The 19,667-nt window shown below is 38.7% G+C and carries 12 protein-coding genes; 5 read left to right on the forward strand and 7 right to left on the reverse strand.

Annotation, left to right across the window (positions count from 1 at the left end; translation table 11 throughout):
- Nucleotides 1–11 precede the first annotated feature (11 nt).
- Complete coding sequence (locus tag G3T18_RS12805) at nt 12–5,408, forward strand: two-partner secretion domain-containing protein (protein ID WP_224410952.1); 5,397 nt, start codon at nt 12–14, stop codon at nt 5,406–5,408.
- 20 nt (nt 5,409–5,428) lie between these two features.
- Nucleotides 5,429–8,239, forward strand: coding sequence for a CHAT domain-containing protein (locus tag G3T18_RS12810; RefSeq protein ID WP_224410953.1), 2,811 nt, complete (start codon nt 5,429–5,431; stop codon nt 8,237–8,239).
- Nucleotides 8,240–8,254: 15 nt separating this feature from the next.
- Here G3T18_RS12810 and G3T18_RS12815 read toward each other — a convergent pair whose 3' ends face one another.
- The 4 genes from G3T18_RS12815 to G3T18_RS12830 are packed head-to-tail and all read right to left on the reverse strand — an operon-like array spanning nt 8,255 to nt 13,665.
- Entirely contained in the window at nt 8,255–8,905 is a 651-nt protein-coding gene (locus G3T18_RS12815) for a hypothetical protein (RefSeq protein ID WP_224410954.1), read from the reverse strand.
- Nucleotides 8,902–10,773, reverse strand: a complete 1,872-nt coding sequence (locus tag G3T18_RS12820) for a CHAT domain-containing tetratricopeptide repeat protein (protein WP_224410955.1) — start codon at nt 10,771–10,773, stop codon at nt 8,902–8,904. Before G3T18_RS12820 ends, G3T18_RS12815 begins: the two co-directional genes overlap by 4 nt.
- A 29-nt stretch (nt 10,774–10,802) precedes the next feature.
- Nucleotides 10,803–12,230 (reverse strand): DUF1822 family protein, encoded by a 1,428-nt coding sequence (locus tag G3T18_RS12825; RefSeq protein WP_224410956.1) that lies wholly within the window; start codon nt 12,228–12,230, stop codon nt 10,803–10,805.
- Between the two features lie 13 nt (nt 12,231–12,243).
- Nucleotides 12,244–13,665: a hypothetical protein gene (locus tag G3T18_RS12830; protein WP_224410957.1), complete on the reverse strand. Its 1,422-nt coding sequence runs from the start codon at nt 13,663–13,665 to the stop codon at nt 12,244–12,246.
- Nucleotides 13,666–13,902: 237 nt separating this feature from the next.
- On the opposite strand from G3T18_RS12830, the gene G3T18_RS12835 reads away from it, so the two are divergent.
- Complete coding sequence (locus G3T18_RS12835) at nt 13,903–14,124, forward strand: NfeD family protein (RefSeq protein WP_224410958.1); 222 nt, start codon at nt 13,903–13,905, stop codon at nt 14,122–14,124.
- Between the two features lie 74 nt (nt 14,125–14,198).
- Here the strand turns inward: G3T18_RS12835 and G3T18_RS12840 are convergent, their stop codons facing one another.
- Together G3T18_RS12840 and G3T18_RS12845 are read right to left on the reverse strand one after the other, a co-directional pair.
- Nucleotides 14,199–15,320 carry an alkene reductase gene (locus tag G3T18_RS12840; RefSeq protein WP_224410959.1) on the reverse strand — a complete coding sequence of 374 codons (1,122 nt, stop codon included), beginning with the start codon at nt 15,318–15,320 and terminating at the stop codon, nt 14,199–14,201.
- A gap of 114 nt (nt 15,321–15,434) precedes the next feature.
- Nucleotides 15,435–17,177, reverse strand: coding sequence for an ABC transporter ATP-binding protein (locus G3T18_RS12845; protein WP_224410960.1), 1,743 nt, complete (start codon nt 17,175–17,177; stop codon nt 15,435–15,437).
- Nucleotides 17,178–17,494: 317 nt separating this feature from the next.
- On the opposite strand from G3T18_RS12845, the gene G3T18_RS12850 reads away from it, so the two are divergent.
- Together G3T18_RS12850 and G3T18_RS12855 are read left to right on the forward strand one after the other, a co-directional pair.
- Nucleotides 17,495–17,866, forward strand: a complete 372-nt coding sequence (locus G3T18_RS12850) for a DUF2237 family protein (protein ID WP_224410961.1) — start codon at nt 17,495–17,497, stop codon at nt 17,864–17,866.
- 30 nt (nt 17,867–17,896) lie between these two features.
- Nucleotides 17,897–18,295, forward strand: a complete 399-nt coding sequence (locus G3T18_RS12855) for a hypothetical protein (protein WP_224410962.1) — start codon at nt 17,897–17,899, stop codon at nt 18,293–18,295.
- A 197-nt stretch (nt 18,296–18,492) separates the two neighbouring features.
- On the opposite strand, the gene G3T18_RS12860 is transcribed toward G3T18_RS12855, so the two are convergent.
- Nucleotides 18,493–19,596 carry a nucleotidyltransferase domain-containing protein gene (locus G3T18_RS12860; RefSeq protein WP_224410963.1) on the reverse strand — a complete coding sequence of 368 codons (1,104 nt, stop codon included), beginning with the start codon at nt 19,594–19,596 and terminating at the stop codon, nt 18,493–18,495.
- Nucleotides 19,597–19,667 lie beyond the last annotated feature (71 nt).

The following is a 19,667-nucleotide window of genomic DNA, read 5'->3' on the forward strand; positions in this document are numbered from 1 at the left end:
AGAGTATAATCATGAAATGGATAAATAAGAAGTGCTTTTTGTTACCATTTGCTTTATTTTTACTTCCAGAAGTAGTAACAGCGCAAATTGTTCCAGATAATACTCTCCCAAATAATTCAATTGTCACTCCCAATGGTAACACAATTACGATTGACGGCGGGACAGAATTAAATAGTAATTTATTTCACAGTTTTACTCAATTCTCGCTGCCCACTAATGTCGAAACTTTCTTCAATAATTCGCCACAAATTAGCAATATTTTCAGTCGAATAACAGGTGCATCAATTTCTGAAATTGACGGAATTATATCTGCTAATGGCACAGCAAATCTCTTTTTAATCAACCCCAATGGAATTATATTCGGTCCCAATGCTCAACTTAATTTAGGTGGTTCTTTCTTGGCTACAACTGCTGAAAGTGTCGTTTTTGCTGATGGAACAGAATTTAGCGCGACTAATCCTAATAGTTCGGTTCAACTAACAATTAGTGTCCCAATTGGACTACAATTTGGACAAACACCAGGTAATATTGTTAATCAATCTCAAGCTACTTTATTAATACCACAACCACCCAGTCCTATTCCACAATCGCCCATAGAAAGACCCGTCGGTTTGCAAGTTGCTCCGGAAAAAACTTTAGCACTAATTGGCGGTAATGTTATTATGCCAGGAGGTATTCTAACTGCTTTTGGTGGCGATACTGCACTGGGAGGACGAGTAGAAATTGGTAGTGTTAATAATGAAGGTTTTGTCAGTTTAACACCAGTAGTAGATGGTTGGGAATTAGGTTACGAAGCAGTAGAAACATTTGGCAATATCGATCTTTTTGCACGTAGTGTAATTTTTGCAGGTGGTGCTGGTGGCGGCAATATTAGTTTGCATGGTGGAAATATTAATGTTAGCCAAGGTTCCCGACTAATTTTAAATACTTTAGGGGATATTAACGGTGGCGATATTATCGTTAATGCTACTGACTCAGTACAACTAATAGGCGGCGATCCTAATCGACTGACAGGTTTGAGTATGGAAACTCGCGGCACAGGTGCAAGCGGGAATTTAACCATAAATACCACAAGATTGATAATGGAAGAGGGAGCGCAAGCATCTACTGCTACTTTTAGTACAGGTAATGGTGGAAATATAATTGTTAATGCTTCTGAATTAGTTCAGCTTAGTGGTATAGAAATATCCGGTGAGCCTGGTGGCATCTTATCAGGAACAGTTGGTTTAGCAAAAGGCGGTGATATTAGCGTAAATAGCGATCGCTTAATTGTTGAAAATGAAGCTGGATTATCAACTTTAACCGATCCTAGCAGATTAGTCGATGGACAAAATATAACATTTGACTCTATTGTTGATAATTTTACAGAATATAATCAACCCGCAGGCAATTTAACAATAGAAACAAGAGAACTAATCGTCCGCGAACAAGCGCAAATCCAAACTTCTACTTTCGGTGCTGGTGATGCAGGTAATTTATTAATTCAGGCTAAAGATTTTGTAGAAGTAATTAATGGTGGGATTTTTGCTCAGGTTGAGTTTGTCGAATTAGATGGGGAACTTTTACAAGCAACAGGAGAAAGTGGAGATTTAACTGTTGAAACCTCAAGATTAAGATTATTAGAGGGAGGACAAATTACAACTTCTACTTTTGGTGTAGGAAATGCGGGAAATTTATCTATTTTTGCTACAGAATTAATTGAAGCAATAGGTGGAGAAGAAAATCCAAGCGGTTTATTTACACAAGTTAATACTGCAATATCTAAAGATGAACGCGAATTTGCTACTACCGGAAATGGAGGTAATCTCATTATCGAAACTCTGAATTTAAGAGTTTTATCAGGAGCGCAAATTTCCGTCGGTACTGATAGCATTGGTTCAGGAGGAAATGCTAATATTACAGCAGACACGGTTGAAATAACTGGATTTTTCCCTACTGTTCCAGAAGCAGATTTTAGTGCTATTACTGCGGTTACGGTAGGAGAGGGAGAGGCAGGAAATTTAACAATAAATTCTGAGCAGGTTAGGGTACAGGATGGAGGGCAAATTACAACTTCGACTCGCGGTACAGGAAATAGCGGAACTTTATTTATTAATGCAACAGAGTTTGTCGAGGTTAGCGGTATTGGGATTGCACCTAATCTTACTTTACCCAGTAGGATTTCTGCTCGCACTGAAGGTGTAGGAAATGCAGGTGAAATAACTATTGATACTCCAAAACTTTTGTTAGAAAATGGAGGTGAAATTGCTGCTTCTACTACAATTCCAGAAGATACTAACTTTGAAAATACAGTCTTTGGAGATGGCGGACGTTTACTAATTAATGCTAGTAATTTTGTTGAAGTAACTGGTATTAATGAAACTTTCCCTAGCCGGATTTCTACTCGTACTACGACAAACGGCGATGCAGGCGATTTAACTATTAATAGTCCAAGGATTTCTGTAGCAGATGGAGGTGAAATTTCTGCCTTTACTACTAATGCAGGCAATGGAGGAATTTTATCTATCTTTGCAGAAGATTTGCTTGAAGTAACGGGAAGAAATAGTAGTATTTCTGCTAGTTCGGATGGTAGTGGTGATGCAGGTAATTTACTAATCAATTCCCAAAAAACAAATGTTTTTAATGGAGGAGAAATCTCGGCTTCTACTAGCAATACTGGTGATGCAGGGAGGTTATCTATTGACACTTCTCAGTTAACCGTGAATGGCTTTAATAGCAGCGTATCTACTCGGACTACAGGTGCAGGAAATGCCGGAAATGTAACTATTGATTCACTTCAGGTACAGGTGGAGTCTGGAGGTGAAATTAGTGCTACCACTTTGAGTGAGGGAAATGGCGGTAGTTTGTCGATTGATGCGGAAGATTTAGTGGAAGTAACGGGAATAAATAGTATAGTTTCTGTTAGTTCAGAAGGGAGGGGTAAGGCGGGAGAATTAACTATTAATAGTGAAATAGTTGGGGTACGAGAAGCAGGTGAGATTACTGCTTCTACTACTAATTCTGGAGATGGGGGAAATTTATTTATCAACGCGGAAGAATTGACAATTAATGGCAGAGATAGTAATATTTCTGCTAGTTCTAGTGGTAGTGGTAATGCGGGTGATTTGAGGTTATCAGGATCTCGCATTTCACTCACTAACGAAGCACAAGTGAATGTCAGTGGCGAAGGTTCCGGTGCGGCTGGTAATATATCTATTAATGCACCAAATCTTACCCTGGATAGAGGTGCGAGTCTCCGGGCTGAAACTCGCGCTGGTGAAGGTAATATTGAAATTAACTCTGACGATCTCCGTTTGCTTCGTAATAGCAGCATTATTAGTGATGCACAGGGTACGGCAATTGGCGGTAATATTACTATTACTACTCAGACTTTAACTGCAATTGAAAATAGCGATATTTCTGCAAATGCTGAAGAAAGTTTTGGCGGTCGGGTGATAATTAATGCAGAGGGAATTTTTGGGACGGAATTCCGCGAAGCACAAACTATTGCTAGCGATATTACTGCTACTTCGGAATTGGGACCTCAATTTAGCGGTATTGTCGAAATTAATACACCCGAAATCGATCCTACTTCTGGTTTAGTTGAATTAGAAGATGAAATTGTCGATATTGCTAGTTTAATTGACCAAAATATTTGTCGCGTAAGTGAAGGTAGTCAATTAATAATTCCTGGTAGTGGTGGTTTACCTCCTTCTCCGAATCAACTTATCGAACCCACAAATATTTTTGATGATTTGGGGGATGATGAAACGAAACAATTAAATAACCGAGAAATCGTTCCAGCCCAAGGATGGTTAATTAATTCTGAGGGTAAAATTGAATTAACTGCTCGTCCGATCGAAATAGCTTCTAATAATTGCCAAAACTTGACAAAAAGCAACTTTTCTGATTCGGAAATGATTGTCTCTCAAAATTCAATTCCCGACTCAATTACTGTAGCTCGGTTTCAGTTTGAAGGCAATAGTGTTTTCAGCGACGAAGAGTTAGCAAATGTTACGGAAGAATTTCTGAATCGGCGACTAAGCTTAGGAGAATTACAAGCAGTAAGTTCGGCGATTACCGAATTATACGTCAATAACAAATATATTACTTCTGGTGCTTATATTAAACCACAAACTATTGAAAATGGAGTAGTTGTAGTCCAAGTTTTAGAAGGAAAATTAACTGAAATAAAGGTCAAAACCGACGGAAGATTAAACTCGAATTATATCAGCAGTCGAATCAGACGCACTACAGGAGGCTTAGTTAATCAAGAGCAACTTTTAGAAGGCTTACAATTGTTAGTTTTGGATGAGTTGATTGAAGAAGTAAAAGCAGAATTATTACCAGATGTCCAGCCGGGAACGAATGTTTTAGAAATCGAGATTAAAGAAGCAAACCCTTGGGATTTAAACGTAGTAGCAAATAACGGGCGATCGCCAGCCGTGGGAAGTTTCCGAAGAGGGGGGGGATTGAGTTATAATAACTTGTTAGGAATCGGCGATCGCGTCGCACTCAGCTACGGAAACACTGATGGTAGCGATGAATTCCAAGCTAGTTATACTGTACCTTTAAATGGTCGTAACTCAACCCTATCTTTTCGCTACGCAGAAAGCAGTAATCGAGTAATTGAAGAACCTTTCAATCAAGTAGACATTGCCGCAGACTCTCGCAGTTACGAACTGAGTTATCGCGATCCAATTATTCTCACACCGCGCCAAGAATTAGCTTTAGGACTAACTTTTTCCCGTCAGGAAAGTCAAAGTTCAATTTTAGGTGTAGATTTCCCTCTTTCCCCAGGTGCGAATGCAAACGGAGAAACCAAAATTTCAGCGTTGCGCTTTTTTCAAGTATGGACAAAACAAGGAGAAAATAATATCATAGGTTTGCGATCGGAGTTCAATTTCGGTGTAGATTGGTTCGGTGCTACTGAGAATAATGATGCGCCAGATAGTAACTTTTTTGCTTGGCGAGGACAAGCCCAGTGGGTAAGGCAACTAGGCAATGAAAATACTATATTATTAACACGAGGAAATGTCCAATTAGCTGCCCAAGAATTGCTAGGATTAGAAAGATTTGGTTTAGGTGGTTTAGGAAGTGTGCGTGGTTATCGCCAAGATGCTTTACTAACAGATAATGGTGCATTTGGTTCGTTAGAAATTTGGCTACCTGTAGGTATAATTCCCGAAAATTGGGGAGTTTTGCAACTGACACCTTTTCTGGATATGGGTGCAGCTTGGAATAGCAACAGCGATGTTAATATTGATAACAATTTTTTAGTTTCCACCGGAATAGGTTTACAATTGCGACTGAGAAATAACTTGACACTACGCCTAGACTACGGTATTCCTTTAGTGGATATCGATTCCAGAGACAGAACGTGGCAAGAAAACGGTTTGTATTTCTCAGTTACCTCAAGTCCTTTCTGAGACAAAGTTTCAGCTTAGTTTTGGTAGCTATTCTGGGGTTTAGTTTCAGCCTCAGCCTACATAATTTGCAACCGCTACAGGCAACTCCACCAACGTCTGTCTCAAGCAGCCTGTGTCATTCCCAAGCGCAAGCAACTAACTTAATCCAATTAGGTAAACAAAGCTATCAAATGGGGCGTTTTGCCGATGCTGTGAATTGTTGGCAACAGGCGCTAACAGCATATTCTGACGATTTTGTCAAGCAAGCACAGATATCCAGTCAATTGTCCTTAGCGTATCAGCAAATGGGGCAATGGAAAGAAGCAGAAGAGGCGATCGGGTCTATTCTTCCTCTACTTGACAGCTTACCAGAACGAACTCGCGCCCAAGTATTAAACACCCAAGGACGTTTATTATTAGCAACAGGAAAAGCCGGAGAAGCCTTTGAAACTTGGCAAGAAGCCGAAAAATTATATGAAGAAAGCGATAACCAAAAAGGCGTAATTGGCAGCCAAATTAATCAAGTGACAGCCTTGCAAACATTAGGGCGATATCGTCAAGCTTTAAAGCAGCTAAAAAATTTGCAAGAAACACTCGAAACTCAACCAGATAATCTCCTCAAAGCACGAGCATATCTAAGTTTAGGAAACGCTTTGCAAGCAATAGGGGATTTAGAAAATTCTTACTGTAGTTTAGAAAAAAGTTTGGCAATTACTCAAACAAAAATTTTACCATCTTATCAAACTCTTCAAGGAAAAGTTCTTCTCAGCTTAGGTAATACCGCTCAAGCCCTTGGCAAAAAATTGCAACAAGATCGAGGAAATCTAAGCGAGGGTAATTTTCAAAATATAACTAAAAAGCTTGAATTAGTAGAAAACTGTCAAACTAATGAGCCATCTTTATCTTTATCGGGAAACTCAATTTTGAAGTCTTATCAAGAAGCTGAGAGACTTTATCGCCAACTAATCAAGCAAACATCTACGGATATTACTACTAAAATTCAGGCACAAATTAATTTATTAATTTTATATTCAGTAATAGATAAATACTTACAAGCAACTAATAGAACCTCAGATGATATTCGGCAATCAATCATTGAATTATTACCTCAAATAAAAGATAATTTTCAGTATTTACCAATTAACAGAAATTCAATCTTCTCCCAAATTAATTTTAGCCAAACTACGATTCAACTTAAAAAAAACAAGCCTTACCTAGCTGATAGTGAGCTTATTTCCTGGGATGAAATAGAAAATATTTTGACAAAAGCGAATGAAGATGCTGTAATTCTTCAAGACCAATATGCAGAAGCTTATACTTTGGGGTATCTTGGTATGCTGTATGTGAAACTTGACAAGTTAGAACAAGCCAGAGAATTTACAGAAAAAGCTTTAATCAAAGCTGAAGCTATTCAGGCTTTAGAAATCATTTATCAGTGGCAAGCACAGCTAGGAAACATAGCTAAAATTAAGTCTCCAAGAGATAATAATAAAGCAATTAAATATTATAGTGCCGCCGTCGAAACACTGAACAAATTGCGCGAACAAAATTTAGTTGGCATTGACTTCGATTTGGAAAATTTTAATGCTAACTTACAATTTTATTTTCGGGAAAATGTTGAACCAATTTATCGAGAATTAATTAATTTACTGTTACCATTTCAAGAGAATGTTAGTCAAGAAAGACTTAAAGAAGCTCTTTGGGTAATGGACTCACTGCAATTAGCTGAAATTGAAAACTTTATTGAATGTCAAGTACAACCAGTAGCCAATAAGTTAGAAATAGAAGAACTAGAAGAAGTTTTCAGTAAGTTTGATGCGACTAATGCGGCGCTGATTTATCCAATTATTTTGGGTGAGAGAATAGAAGTTATTATTTACCTACCTCAGCAAGGTATTTTAAGGTATTCTCATTTAATAAATAAAGAAAAAGCTGAAGAGACAATTGAACAATTACGCAAGAATTTGTTTGATAAAACTCAACCTAATCCAGAAACCTATATCTTACCTAATGCTCAAAAGATTTATCAATGGTTGCTAGCAGATGCGGAAGAAGAAATAGCCAAAAGTCAAATCAAAACTTTAGTATTTGTCTTAGAAGATTCTTTGCGAAATATACCAATTGCTGCTCTCCATGATAGTGGGCAATATCTAATCCAGAAAGGGTACGGAATAGTATTACTTCCTAGTTTAAGACTGTTAGAAACTGACCCTTTAGAGCGAAACGAATTAACTGCTTTAGCTGCCGGATTAACTGAACCGCGTAACGGTTTTTCTCCATTACCTTATGTGGAAAATGAATTAAGCGGAATTAAAGAGGTTTTAAAAGATACCGAGCAACCCTTACTCAATCAAGAATTTACTGAGAAAAATCTCCATAATCAACTGAAAAACTCTTCTCAGGCTATAGTTCATTTAGCTACTCATGGAAAGTTTCACTCTAACCCAGAAGAAACATTTATTTTAACTGGCAATAATAAAATCAAGGTAAAAGAATTAGATGAATTTCTCAGAAGTCAAACTCGCACTAGAAAAGAAAAAATTGAACTATTTGTTCTCAGTGCTTGTGAAACTGCTCAAGGTAATAAACGAGCAGCTTTGGGACTTGCTGGAGTAGCTGTTAAAACAGGAGCAAAAACTACTTTGGCAACGCTGTGGCAAGTTGCCGATGAATCTACAGCTATGTTAATGATTGAGTTCTATAAAAAGTTAGTTAGTGAAGAGGAGGTAAGTATTGCAGAAGCACTCCGCAGCGTTCAGCAAATTTGGTTAGAAAATGAGAATAAGGATGGCAATGATTGGTCACATCCTTATTATTGGTCTCCATTTGTTTTAGTCGGTAACTGGCAATAAATTTGGGTTGATAGTTTACTGAGGTTTAAATCTAACAGTAACTTTGTCTTCAATTGGGTCTGAACTACCGATCGCCTCAACTTTAACAGTATAAGCAAATTCAGTTTGTAAAGACTCTTCTTCTTGAGGATAATCAAGCTGAATTTGAGAAGCATCTACTTGTTGTACTTGTCTTTGCCAGTTAACACCAGGTCCTTCGATGCTAACGATGTAGGCGATCGCGCCATCTACTCGCTCCCACCTTATTGGCGGTCGCGGATTTTCTGTCTCGCCGATAGGACTAACAATCACTTCTCCAGAGCGAATGATAACATCGTTGTTTGATAATACGGTACGACATAAAGGAGTAATACTCTTAAATTGCCGAGAAATAATTTCTCTTTCTCTAGAATCTTGGTTGCAGTAAATTCTAACTTCTCCTGATAATCGTTGTACTCTATCCCTGTGACAAAGCCTTTCACCGTCAGCAATATTGCGAACTGATTCGTTATAGCGATCGAGTAAAGCTTGACCACCTGGGGAAATTTCGATCCTCGCTACTGGATCGCAACTTTCACCTTTTGTTTGTGCTGCTACCTGCCGAAGTTGCAGTTTACCGAGAGTTACCCAATTTCCGGTAACTAAAGTTAAACATAAAACTACTGAAATTGATACTCTAGTTTTCATCGCCGATTGTCTACCGTTTCTAATCGTTCTTCTGCTGTTTGAAGCCATGATTTTTCCTCTGGAGATTTCGGATCTGTAAGTCGTCTACATAGATCCCAATTATCGAGTTCTTTTTGGTATTTTTTTTGCGCTTTTTTTACTTGTGCTAGTAAACAGTAAGGAGAACCTTCCTCTTCTTCTTTCATCAAAGACTTTGCTTTTTCTAAATAAGGTTCTGCTTCTTCATATTTTTCTTGTTCTACTAACGACCAGCCTAAATTTTTATATGCAACAAATTTTATTTCATCATTGTCAGCACGCGATTCTACTATACGAATAATTATATTTTCTGCTTTTTGAGGATCTCCATACAAAATCTCCCAACGAGCTAAGTTATTGCAACCTTCAATTAAGCCACCTTCACAAGCTATATTGTATTTCTCGCCAGCTTTGTATGGTTGATTCATATCTTCGTCATATCTTCCTTTATTGCTATTAGCTTTTGAGTGTTTTGGATTAAGTTTTAGGGCTTGATTAAACTCCTGTACGGCAAGCTCTTTTTTATCCAATTGATAATATCTGACACCACGACGATTGTGAATATCAGCCCTTAAATTGTTAAAAGTAAAAATCAGCTTTTGAAAAGTAGATGGCAAAATTAGTCCCAATAACAAAAATCCTACTATGGCTAGTTGATACTGTTTTATGTAACTTGGTAAACCGTGGTTGGTACTTTCATTAACATCAATTTCTTTACACTCTTGATAAATGTTACCATTATCATTATTTGTTAAGTCATCTTTTTTCTCAGTTTGATTCGCAATCACATGACCTAAAAATGACCTCCAGGTGGGCATTTCTGTAGCGGGGTTGTGGCAAATTAGTGGTAGCATACTGGCACAGAAATATTTATCTTCTATTTCGCGCAATCTTTCTCTGGCTTCGCGGACTGAGGCGGATAAGGTTTTATCTTTAATGGCGAAGGCTTTGAGAAAATATTCGAGGAATCTTTGGGCGACGATATCTAGAACTGGTTCTCGCATGACGATGGTTGCTGGAAGCTGTAATTCCATTAATTCTCTACCTAGTCCGATGCCGTCGCAGGAGTTGAAAATAGCGAGTTGTAAGCCGTTTTTAATCGCGTTTTCTAGACCGTGTTTGAGTTCTTCGATGGTTAGTTTTTCTTGGGGATTAATTTGAAATTCTCCAGGGATTTCCCCTCCTTCGCTAAAACTATGTCCGGCAAAAAAGAGGATATCCCATTCTTGTTCCCAAAGTTCCTTTCTCACTTCTGTTTTGCGTGGTTGTAGCAGTGACTGAATGTAAGCGTGGGGAAGTTCCTTTTGCAGTAAAAGCAAATCTGATTTGACATCAATATTAGTGCTATCTCCCAGAATGACTAAGATTTTTACTTCGTCTTTGGGTTTAATCTTTCTTACTTGGGGAAGTTTTTCGTATTGGGAAGCACTGAGAATCACTTCTATTTTCTTGTCGTCTAAAACGTCCCAGAGATGCCAAGGAATGCGCCAAAACCAAACATCATCTGTTTGCATAATAATCTCTTTTTGCTCGTTTTGGTGACTCAATGCTATGATTTTATCTCGCAGAGGACGAAATTCTGGTTCGGCTGAGTTTAGCCAGGTGTTGATACTATCTTTTAAGTCACTATTGGAATAGTTAGTTACTTGCACCGGGATGGGTTTTATCGTACGAAAACGATGAGTTCCCGGACGAGTATGATAATTTAACTGCCAAGTTTTGTAATCTTGGGGGAGGTTGGGTGCTGCGGGTAAAGTTCCTTCTATTTCGAGATTTTCTCCTTGACGTAAAATAATCGGAAAACCTTGTTCAAAATCACCGCTAACTACTTTTATGGCTAATTTATTCATCAGTGCTTCCTCGTCACTATTTTGAGAAATTATAAGTTAAACTCTTGGCTAAAGCTAGTTTCTCCTAAGATTAGTTTAACAATGAAACGATCGCCAGGTTCGCCGCTAAGTTCTAGTTGCATCCAGTTATCCTGTTCTCTGGATTCGGTTTTTAATAAGGCTTCTTTTTTTTCGTTTAGTAGAGACATTTCTAAATTGGGTGGTAGGTGAGTTTTTCCTGTGGGACGAACTTGCAAATGAACGTTAGTTTCTTGGCTATTTTCAGGTACGATAGTAACTATTAAGGCTACATGACTCTCACCAAATTGCATTCCTAGGTCAATTATTTTTCCCCGTCTGACACCAGCTAATTTATGATTTGGGTCAATTTTACCTAAACTTACGGCTGCTTGACGACGCAGTTCGCGATCGCTGCTACTATCGACTAGATTAGTTAGCGCAAATATTGCTTCTTGACTCCCTATTCCTATACGACCTAATAAATCTGCAATTTGCAATTTTGTCAATTTATCTCGACTATTTTCTAATAGTTCAATCAATGTCGGAACGGCTTTTAAGGTTGCCTCTTGTCGAAAGTTAGTTACACCAACTAACTCTATGGCTAAATTAGTTTCTTGCATCTGGAATGTTTCAATTATTTCCTCTACTGTTTGCCAACCAGTTTCAAATTGAGCTTTGAACCAGTTTCGTAAGTTAATTGCTTTGTGCATTAATTCTTCTTTTTCGGCTTTTCTTAAGCGTAGTTTATACAACTCATGTCGCCATGTTTCATTAGCAAGTAAGGCTCCCCATTTGACAAAATCTACTTGTAGTCGTGGTATTTCCACTTCTGGTTCGCTCAAGCGATCTAATAAAGATTCTACTTGATTTAAACTGGGTAACTCCGCGACGGATAATTTTCTACTCGCAACAATTTTTCTGGCTACAAATAACATTGTCAGATCTTCGATTAGTTCTTCTTTAGCCAGTGAATAATACCGTAAGCTAGGATTATAAACTGCTTTTTTCTTCAGTTCTCGATGGGTGGTATATCCCAAAATTTGCATCCAAGAATCTTCTTCGTCTGCTTCTAAATTCAGTTGGACTGCTAGGTAATAATCTGCTTCCCATCCGGGAATATCAATCCATTCTTGGGGAATACAAAAAGTTGAAAAATCGTCAGTTTCAAAAGGTATTAAGACTATTTTTGTTTCTCCCCATTGGATTGCACTACCCGTTACTAATTCCCAACAAGTTGGTAAGTTGACTTCTGGAAGCCACGATTTTACTTGTTCGCCTAATTCCTGAAACCAACTAATAATTGTATCTAAACAAAGGCGATTGCAATAACCATTCCAGAGTGCAGCATTATTCGAGTAAAAACTATGCTCTAGCCAAGCTGTGTCTATAGTTTTGTCAGTTACTGTTAAAAAGATTTTTTCTGATTGATTTATTTTAAGTTCGTTAGTATTAGTCATTTGGAACACTCCTTCACTGAGTTAATTTTTTACATTCGACAGTTTCTTTAGCCCAATTTGTAACTACTAAATTCACTTTTTGGTCTATTTTTATCAACTTAGGTTCTAAATCAAGATCGATCTTGAAATTTGAAACGAACCACTTATTTAGCTCAAACCGCAATATTTGCTCGAATTTTTCTCTGGTTTTGGTATCTGGATCTACCGTGATGAGAATTGTACTATATAGCCAGTAATTGCAGATTTCTTTTAACAAATTGTCAATTTCTTTTTTCAAGTACTTTTTATTGTTTTTGAGAAATTCTTGAAAGTAAGGCTGTTTTTCTAATTGCTCTTCTCCTTCACTTAAATCTAAGTTTTCTCTGAGGGCTTCTGGTATGGATACAACAATTTTTAGGATAATTTTGAGCCGAAAGTTATCTAAGAAACGGCTAATAGTTGATTGGTCAATTGGTAGTTGATTGGCGGTGAGTAAGTTAGCCGTCAATTGCTGCTTGAGATTTAAACCGTAGTTAAGCAGGAAGATTGTCCAGTGAGGAATCTTGGCTTTGCCGATGGTAGCTCTAGGATTAGTTTGAAAGGCATCGGCTTCGACTTTTCTTAATTCGCTTTCAAGCACAGACAAAACTTTTTCCTGCTCTTGTTTGGCGACAAAAATTTCTACTTCTACATTGGTTTGTTCGTCCACAGCTCGATCGATTGGTTTTGTTTTAGTTAGGTAGAGGCTTTCTTCAGTTTGAGAACAATTAAAAGAGATAGTGGTAATTAGGTTGGTTTTGCCAATTTCTTGGTCTATCCATTTACTTATATTACGCTGACAAATTATTTTTATGTACTCTTTGGTAGAAATTTTTGGTTGAAAATTGTGTAAGTCTTTGGCAATTCGCTCTAAATTGTGAAAGGTTTCTCCTCCATGCTGAAAAAAATCTTCCCAATCCCAGATAGGTAAGGTTTCCCATTGGTGAATGTTGCTATAAAAATAGCGACAAGATTTTCTGGTTGTCCAAAAGCAAACTTCTTGATAATAAGCCCAAAGATGTTTTCTGGCTATTTCTCTTTCTGGGGTAAATTTCGCTGAATCTCGCACGATTCCCAGGAAGTAAACTAGCCAAGCTTTTTCATCGCGATCGGGATATAATTTAAGTAAGGTTTTGAAGTTTTTTTCTAGTTCATAATCAGTTACCCATAGAGACATTTGACGAAGATTTAAGGGCGAAAACATTAAGAAATTTGAAAATTTGTCGATAATGTTTTTGCGGCGTGATGGCGGAGAGGGAATTTGATTTTCGATGCCAAAATTATACATTCTCAATTGCTCCTGAAGCGATCGCCAATTTTGATTTAGTCTCGGTAATGTCCCTGCGACTTGGTAAATGCTTTTCGTCTGAAATGTACGTGGTAGTTCAGTTTGACAGCGATTAACATTTGTTTTCACCCGATAGATGCACGTCAGTGAAGTCCAAGTGCGATCGCTCCGTACGATCGCTGACTCCTATTTACTTCTCTGTTCCCCACCCTCGGTTCTTATGCAAGGTGGTCTTTTTTGTAATAATTCTTTACATTATCTGCGGATTTTGCTTAATATATTGACAAATATTAGTTACTGTGCATAAAATCGCTCTCTTTTTACAGAGAACTAGATAAGAGCAGTTAAAAATTCTAGGAGTTCAAGATGAACTTGAGAGCGATGAAGGAAGAAGTAAAATTATTTTCTACACCGATCGTGGCGATAGTAGAGGTGGCGATCGCGCCTTCTCATTCTGGACGCGTTAAGTGCATGGGTACTTATTGGCCTGCCCGACTTTACCACAACGACTGTAACCTAACCCTAGAACCCAACCAAAAAGTTCAAGTTGTCGGGATCGCCAATATCACCCTGCTGGTAGTTCGGTGAAAGTGACAAAAATTAAGCAATCCCCTGTAAAGTCACAAGCCTACACTCACCCGTTTCGGGTGAGTGTAGGTAGTTCACTTAGTTACGCCTTGCTGCTGTTGATAAGTAGGAAAATCAATATATCCTTCGCGATCGAAAGAATACCAAACTTTCATCTCAGCATCAGGGTTTAAGGGCAAATTATGAGCAAAACGGGCGACTAAATCGGGATTGCTAATCAAAGGTCTTCCAAAGGCAATTAAATCGGCTTTACCTTCTCGAATTGCTGCTTCTGCACTTTCTTGAGTGTAGCCGCAATTTCCCATCAAAGTACCTTGAAATACTTGCCGAAATTCAGTCAAAGTCATCGGTTCGCCTAACTCATGAAAGCCAAATGCTAAACCATCGATAACGTGCAAATAAGCTAAATCGTAGTCATTTAACTGTTGGGCTACATAAAGAAAAGTTTCTCGAAAATCCGGCGAACCCATATCATTATAATTACCGTTAGGCGAAAGTCGAATTCCGACTCGATTTGCCGACCAAACGGTAAGAATTGCTTCGACAACTTCTTGAAGAAAACGATAGCGATTTGCTAAACTGCCCCCATAGCGATCGCTACGGTGATTGGTTTTGCTTTGCAGAAATTCATCGATTAAATAACCATTGGCGCTATGTATCTCGACACCGTCAAATCCCGCCATTTGCGCCAATTCCGCCGCCCGACGATAATCTGCGACAATTCTCGGAATCTCTTCAGTTTCTAACGCTCTCGGCGTTTCATAAGGTTGTTTCCCTTGAGGTGTGTGCGCCATACTTCCCTCAATTTTAATCGCCGAAGGAGCAACAGGGAGTTGATTATTTTCCTGATAGCTGCTATGAGAAGCTCGTCCAGTATGCCAAAGTTGCAGAAAAATCGGCGTTCCTTCTTCATGTACCGCGTCAACAACTTGTTTCCAAGCTTCTGCTTGTTCGGTGGTGTAAATACCAGGACTATGTTGCCAACCATAACCCTGTATGGAGATTTCCGTCGCTTCGGTAATAATTAAGCCAGTGGAGGCACGCTGGCGATAATATTCAGCCATCAACGCATTTGGTATGTGTTTCTCTCCTGCACGAGAGCGAGTCATCGGAGCCATGACGACTCGGTTTTTCAGGGTAATTCCTGATAAGTCAAAGGGACTCAGAAGTTGAGGTGAGCTAGTTTCAGTCGTCATTTGCTTTGTAAATATTTCTTTACAAACGGTATTTTAGCGTACCGTAAGGTCGGCGTAGCGATCGCGTCTCGTTTTTCATCACCCTCAGCAAAACTATAATTTCCCCGATAACTTTTAAGCATCAAATTGTCGGGCATAAAACTTGGCATAACGACCATTTTGTGCTAATAATTCTTCGTGGGTTCCAGATTCCACAATTTGACCTTTTTCTAATACGAGAATGCGATCGGCATGGCGAACTGTAGCGAGGCGATGGGCGATAATAAATACAGTGCGATCGCGCATAATTCTTTCTAAAGCTTGTTGTACTAATGCTTCTGATTCTGAGTCTAAAGCTGAGGTAGCTTCATCAAGAATCAAAATTCTCGGATTATTAAAAACAGCCCGCGCGATCGCAATTCGTTGTTGTTGTCCTCCTGATAAGTTTACTCCTCTTTCGCCCACGTAGGTGTAGTAACCTTGAGGAAATTGGCTGATAAATTGATGCGCGTTAGCAATTTTAGCTGCTGATTCGATATCTTTGAGGTTATAGTTATTATGACCGAAGGCAATATTTTCGGCGATCGTACCCGAAAATAAGACAGTTTGTTGGGGAACAATCCCAATTTGACGACGCAAACTTGACAACGTAACTTCGCTTATTCCTATGCCGTCGATGAGGATTTCTCCTCCTTGAGTATCGTAAAAGCGAGGTAATAAATTAACTAAGGTGGTTTTCCCTGCACCCGATGCACCAACTAAGGCGATCGTTTCTCCTGGTTGAGCGAGTAAACTAATCTTATTTAAGACTAAATTTGTCTCTCGGTCTAGATTTTTTTGATAAGCGAAATTTACCTGACGATATTCTACTCTTCCCGTAACAGCCGGAAGCAATTTTGCTTCGGTTTTTTCGATTACACTTGGTTGCAATCTTAAAAGTTCAAAAATTCGGTCTACGGATGCTTCTCCTTGTTTGAATTCGTTGTAATTACTGGTAATATGAGAAATTGGATCGATTAATAAAGCTATCCCGGCAACATAACTGAGAAATTCGCTACCTGTAAGATTTCCTTGGGAAATTTGCCAAGCACCAAGAAAACAAACTAAAATTACACTCATTGCTTCTAAGAAACCGACAACGACAAATTGAATTGCTTTCAAGTTTTCTGCTAAATATTTTGCCCGTCGATTTTGTTCGGCTTCCTGGATAAAACGCTGAATTTCATACTCTTCTGCGGCGAAAGCTTGAACTAAGCGAATTCCGCTCAAGACTTCGGTTAATAAGGATGATAAATTTGAGATTCGGTTGGAAGCGCGGCGCGAAAATTTTAATAACTGTTCCCCGAAAATGCCGATTAGGATTGCCATTAAGGGGACAATAATTAACACGGCTACGGTTAATTGCCAGTTGAGATAAAACATATATCCCAAGACAACAATTAACTGCAAAATGCAGGGGATAAAATCGTGAAATAGTTTATTGACGACTTCGCCAATGCGATCGATATCTTCTGTTAAACGGTAGGAAAGATCGCCGGTTTTTGCTGTTTCAAAATAGTCGAGACTTAGCCTTTGTAGATGAGTGTAAACCACTGTGCGTAAATTGAGGGCGATATGTAAAGCAGCTTTCGCCATGAGCGCATCTTGTCCGTACTGTACCGTACCGCGAACGAAAAAAACGATCGCCGCGACAACTGCAATTTGCGCGATCGCTTTTACGTCTCCCTCAGCGATATATTCCCCTACTCGCCCCACTAACCACGCTAAAATGGGCCAAAAGACAGTAAAGGCTAAAGTGCAAGTCAAGGCTTGCGCGATCGTCTTGCTTTGCGGACGAATAAATGGTATCAGTTGCCAGTAATTAGAGCGTGTTTTCAAGCTGCTATTTCCCGAACTATCTTGCAATCTCTGACTTTATCATTAACTATCCTTGTTCCGCAGTCTTAATTGTGCCCAATATTACTTAGGGAGGATGCCCTCACCTCAAAATTGGAAAATTTCTTTTCAGCTTTCATTTTTTAGCTAATTGTTAACGGCTAACAACTAATCGCTGTCAAGAGGACTTGATTTTACTGCTTCTCCCGTGATATTATTACTATATCTTCTCTCTAAAAATTATAAAGCAAATCAGCAAAAATTTCTAGTCAATGTGATAATTTATTAGCAAATTTGTCCCTGTAATCAAGAGAAAAAAAATGACCGAAGCAACCAACGTTTTAGGCGGAAAATTAGAAACTTGTTGCACTTCTCCGATGACTGGATTTTATCGAGATGGGAAATGCAACACCGGAGCAGGTGACATGGGCGCTCATATAGTTTGCGCTCAAGTCACCGAAGAATTTCTCACCTTTACAAAAAATAGAGGAAACGACTTAAGTACACCCATGCCAATGTATAATTTTCCTGGATTAAAACCAGGCGATCGCTGGTGTTTATGTGCCTCGCGTTGGCAAGAAGCCCTCGAAGCTGGTGTTGCGCCACCAGTAGTTTTAGCGGCAACTCATGCCTCAGCTTTAGAATACGTTTCTTTAGGCAAACTTAAACAACACGCTGTGGAAAATGTGTAAATTTATATTTAGTTAAAATTAGGAGCGATCGTGGCTGAAAAACAAATCAATATTTCTCTGCCTGACTCACTTTATCAAGCTTTGAATACTTATCAAAAACAACAAAATCTTGACTCTCCCAGCCAAGCAGCCATCGAGATTTTGCTGCATTTTTTCCTTCTGGAAAGTAAAACTCAACCCTACGCTACCAAAGAGCAGTTAAAAAATTTAGAAAATAAATTTAACCGTTTGAGCAACCAAGTAAGCCAACTAAATAAAAGCTATAGTCAGCTAATTTTAAGCCAAAAAACTCAATTACTTTCTCTAAGTGAGAGCGAAAAAAAAGTGCAGCCAGAGTCAATAAATTTTCCCGATCCTAACTGGGATGATGAAATAGAAGACGAACCAGACGAAATTCTCTATGACTTTCTTCTGCCCGATGACAAGTAGTTTACTTGCGAGCAGTAGGAGGGGCTATTTAAAGTTAAAATTAAAGATATTTCTTTAGTCCCACTACCAGAGTTTGGGGATAAGTCAGAAATGGCAAAAAGTTTGACGAATGCGATCGCCGACTTAAATCTACGAATTAGATCGGCAACGAATGGTATTATTGACCTGAGCCTCATTTTTCCTTTAATTACTGGAAATTACCAGCCAGCCATTTCTACCAACTCAACGCAAACCTCATTAAGCTTTTCTCTATTGACGTAACTTGGCAAATCCGTTGACACTTCTTGTAATTCATTAAACAAATTATCAGCCAATTCTTTAACTTCCTGGTAAGCAACATCACCTTGTCTAATTGTCAGCAAATAATCAGCATCGCCGACTTTTTTCCGATTAACATTAATTACCCCATCTCTCAAAACTTCGATCCCCATTTTAAGCAAGCGAATGCAATGGGACATATGTTTGGCATCGTAGCCACACTTTCGTTCTAACTCTTGCCGTTCGGGATGTCTACGCTTCCGCCACTGACAATAAGCCTCCCACTCCCGCAGCGATCGCCGATAGGCTTGGGAAACGTGCAACAAACGAATAAAATCGTCAGTCGAGCGCGTATATTCTTGTACTTTTGGCAATACTTCTTCTGGTAAATTATGTTGTTTCAGTAAACCTTTATAATCAATTTTTTCCAGTAACAAGATCCGCAATTCTTCCGCAGCATCCAAATATTCAATGCAATCCCTGACCAACATATAAAGAAACTCTAGAAAAGCATTCATCTCGCTTTTTGTCAAGGGTTTATAATCATCTTCATTCAAACCAAAATCTTGCGGCACTGGCTTACATTCCGGCGGATTAAGTAACCACTTCCGGTGACTTTCTACCTTTTTAATTTGCGCGTAAGCATAACCAGCAAACGAACCTCTGACTTTCTGCGATAAGAAATCTTCGCGATAGTCAATTAACCTTTCGCCAAGGGGGGTAAGATATAAATAAAACTCTGGATCTAACCACAAAATTTCTAAAATATTCGGATTATTATTACCGATTAGAGTTAGAAACTTTCTTAACTCATAAGCAACACAATCTTGAACCTTATCTAAAAAAGGAAACAGACCACTTCCCGCTTCACTCTGCCAACCAGCATCTTTTTGTTCGATAGTTTTAAAACCCAAATAATACTCTTTCGGTGCGATAAATATTCCTTTGTAATCGCGGTCAGAAGTAGGCGTAGCCGTACCGTATGCCTGACTGCCTACCAAAGCGAGTAAAATCATTCTCGGCTCGATTTCTTTTCGGTGCATCAGCCCTCCTAAAACTTTTCTGTATTATTAATGTAACATGAAAACTGCCAAAAGCCAATTTGTAATTTTTC

The organism is Oscillatoria salina IIICB1, from assembly GCF_020144665.1.
GTDB lineage: Bacteria > Cyanobacteriota > Cyanobacteriia > Cyanobacteriales > SIO1D9 > IIICB1.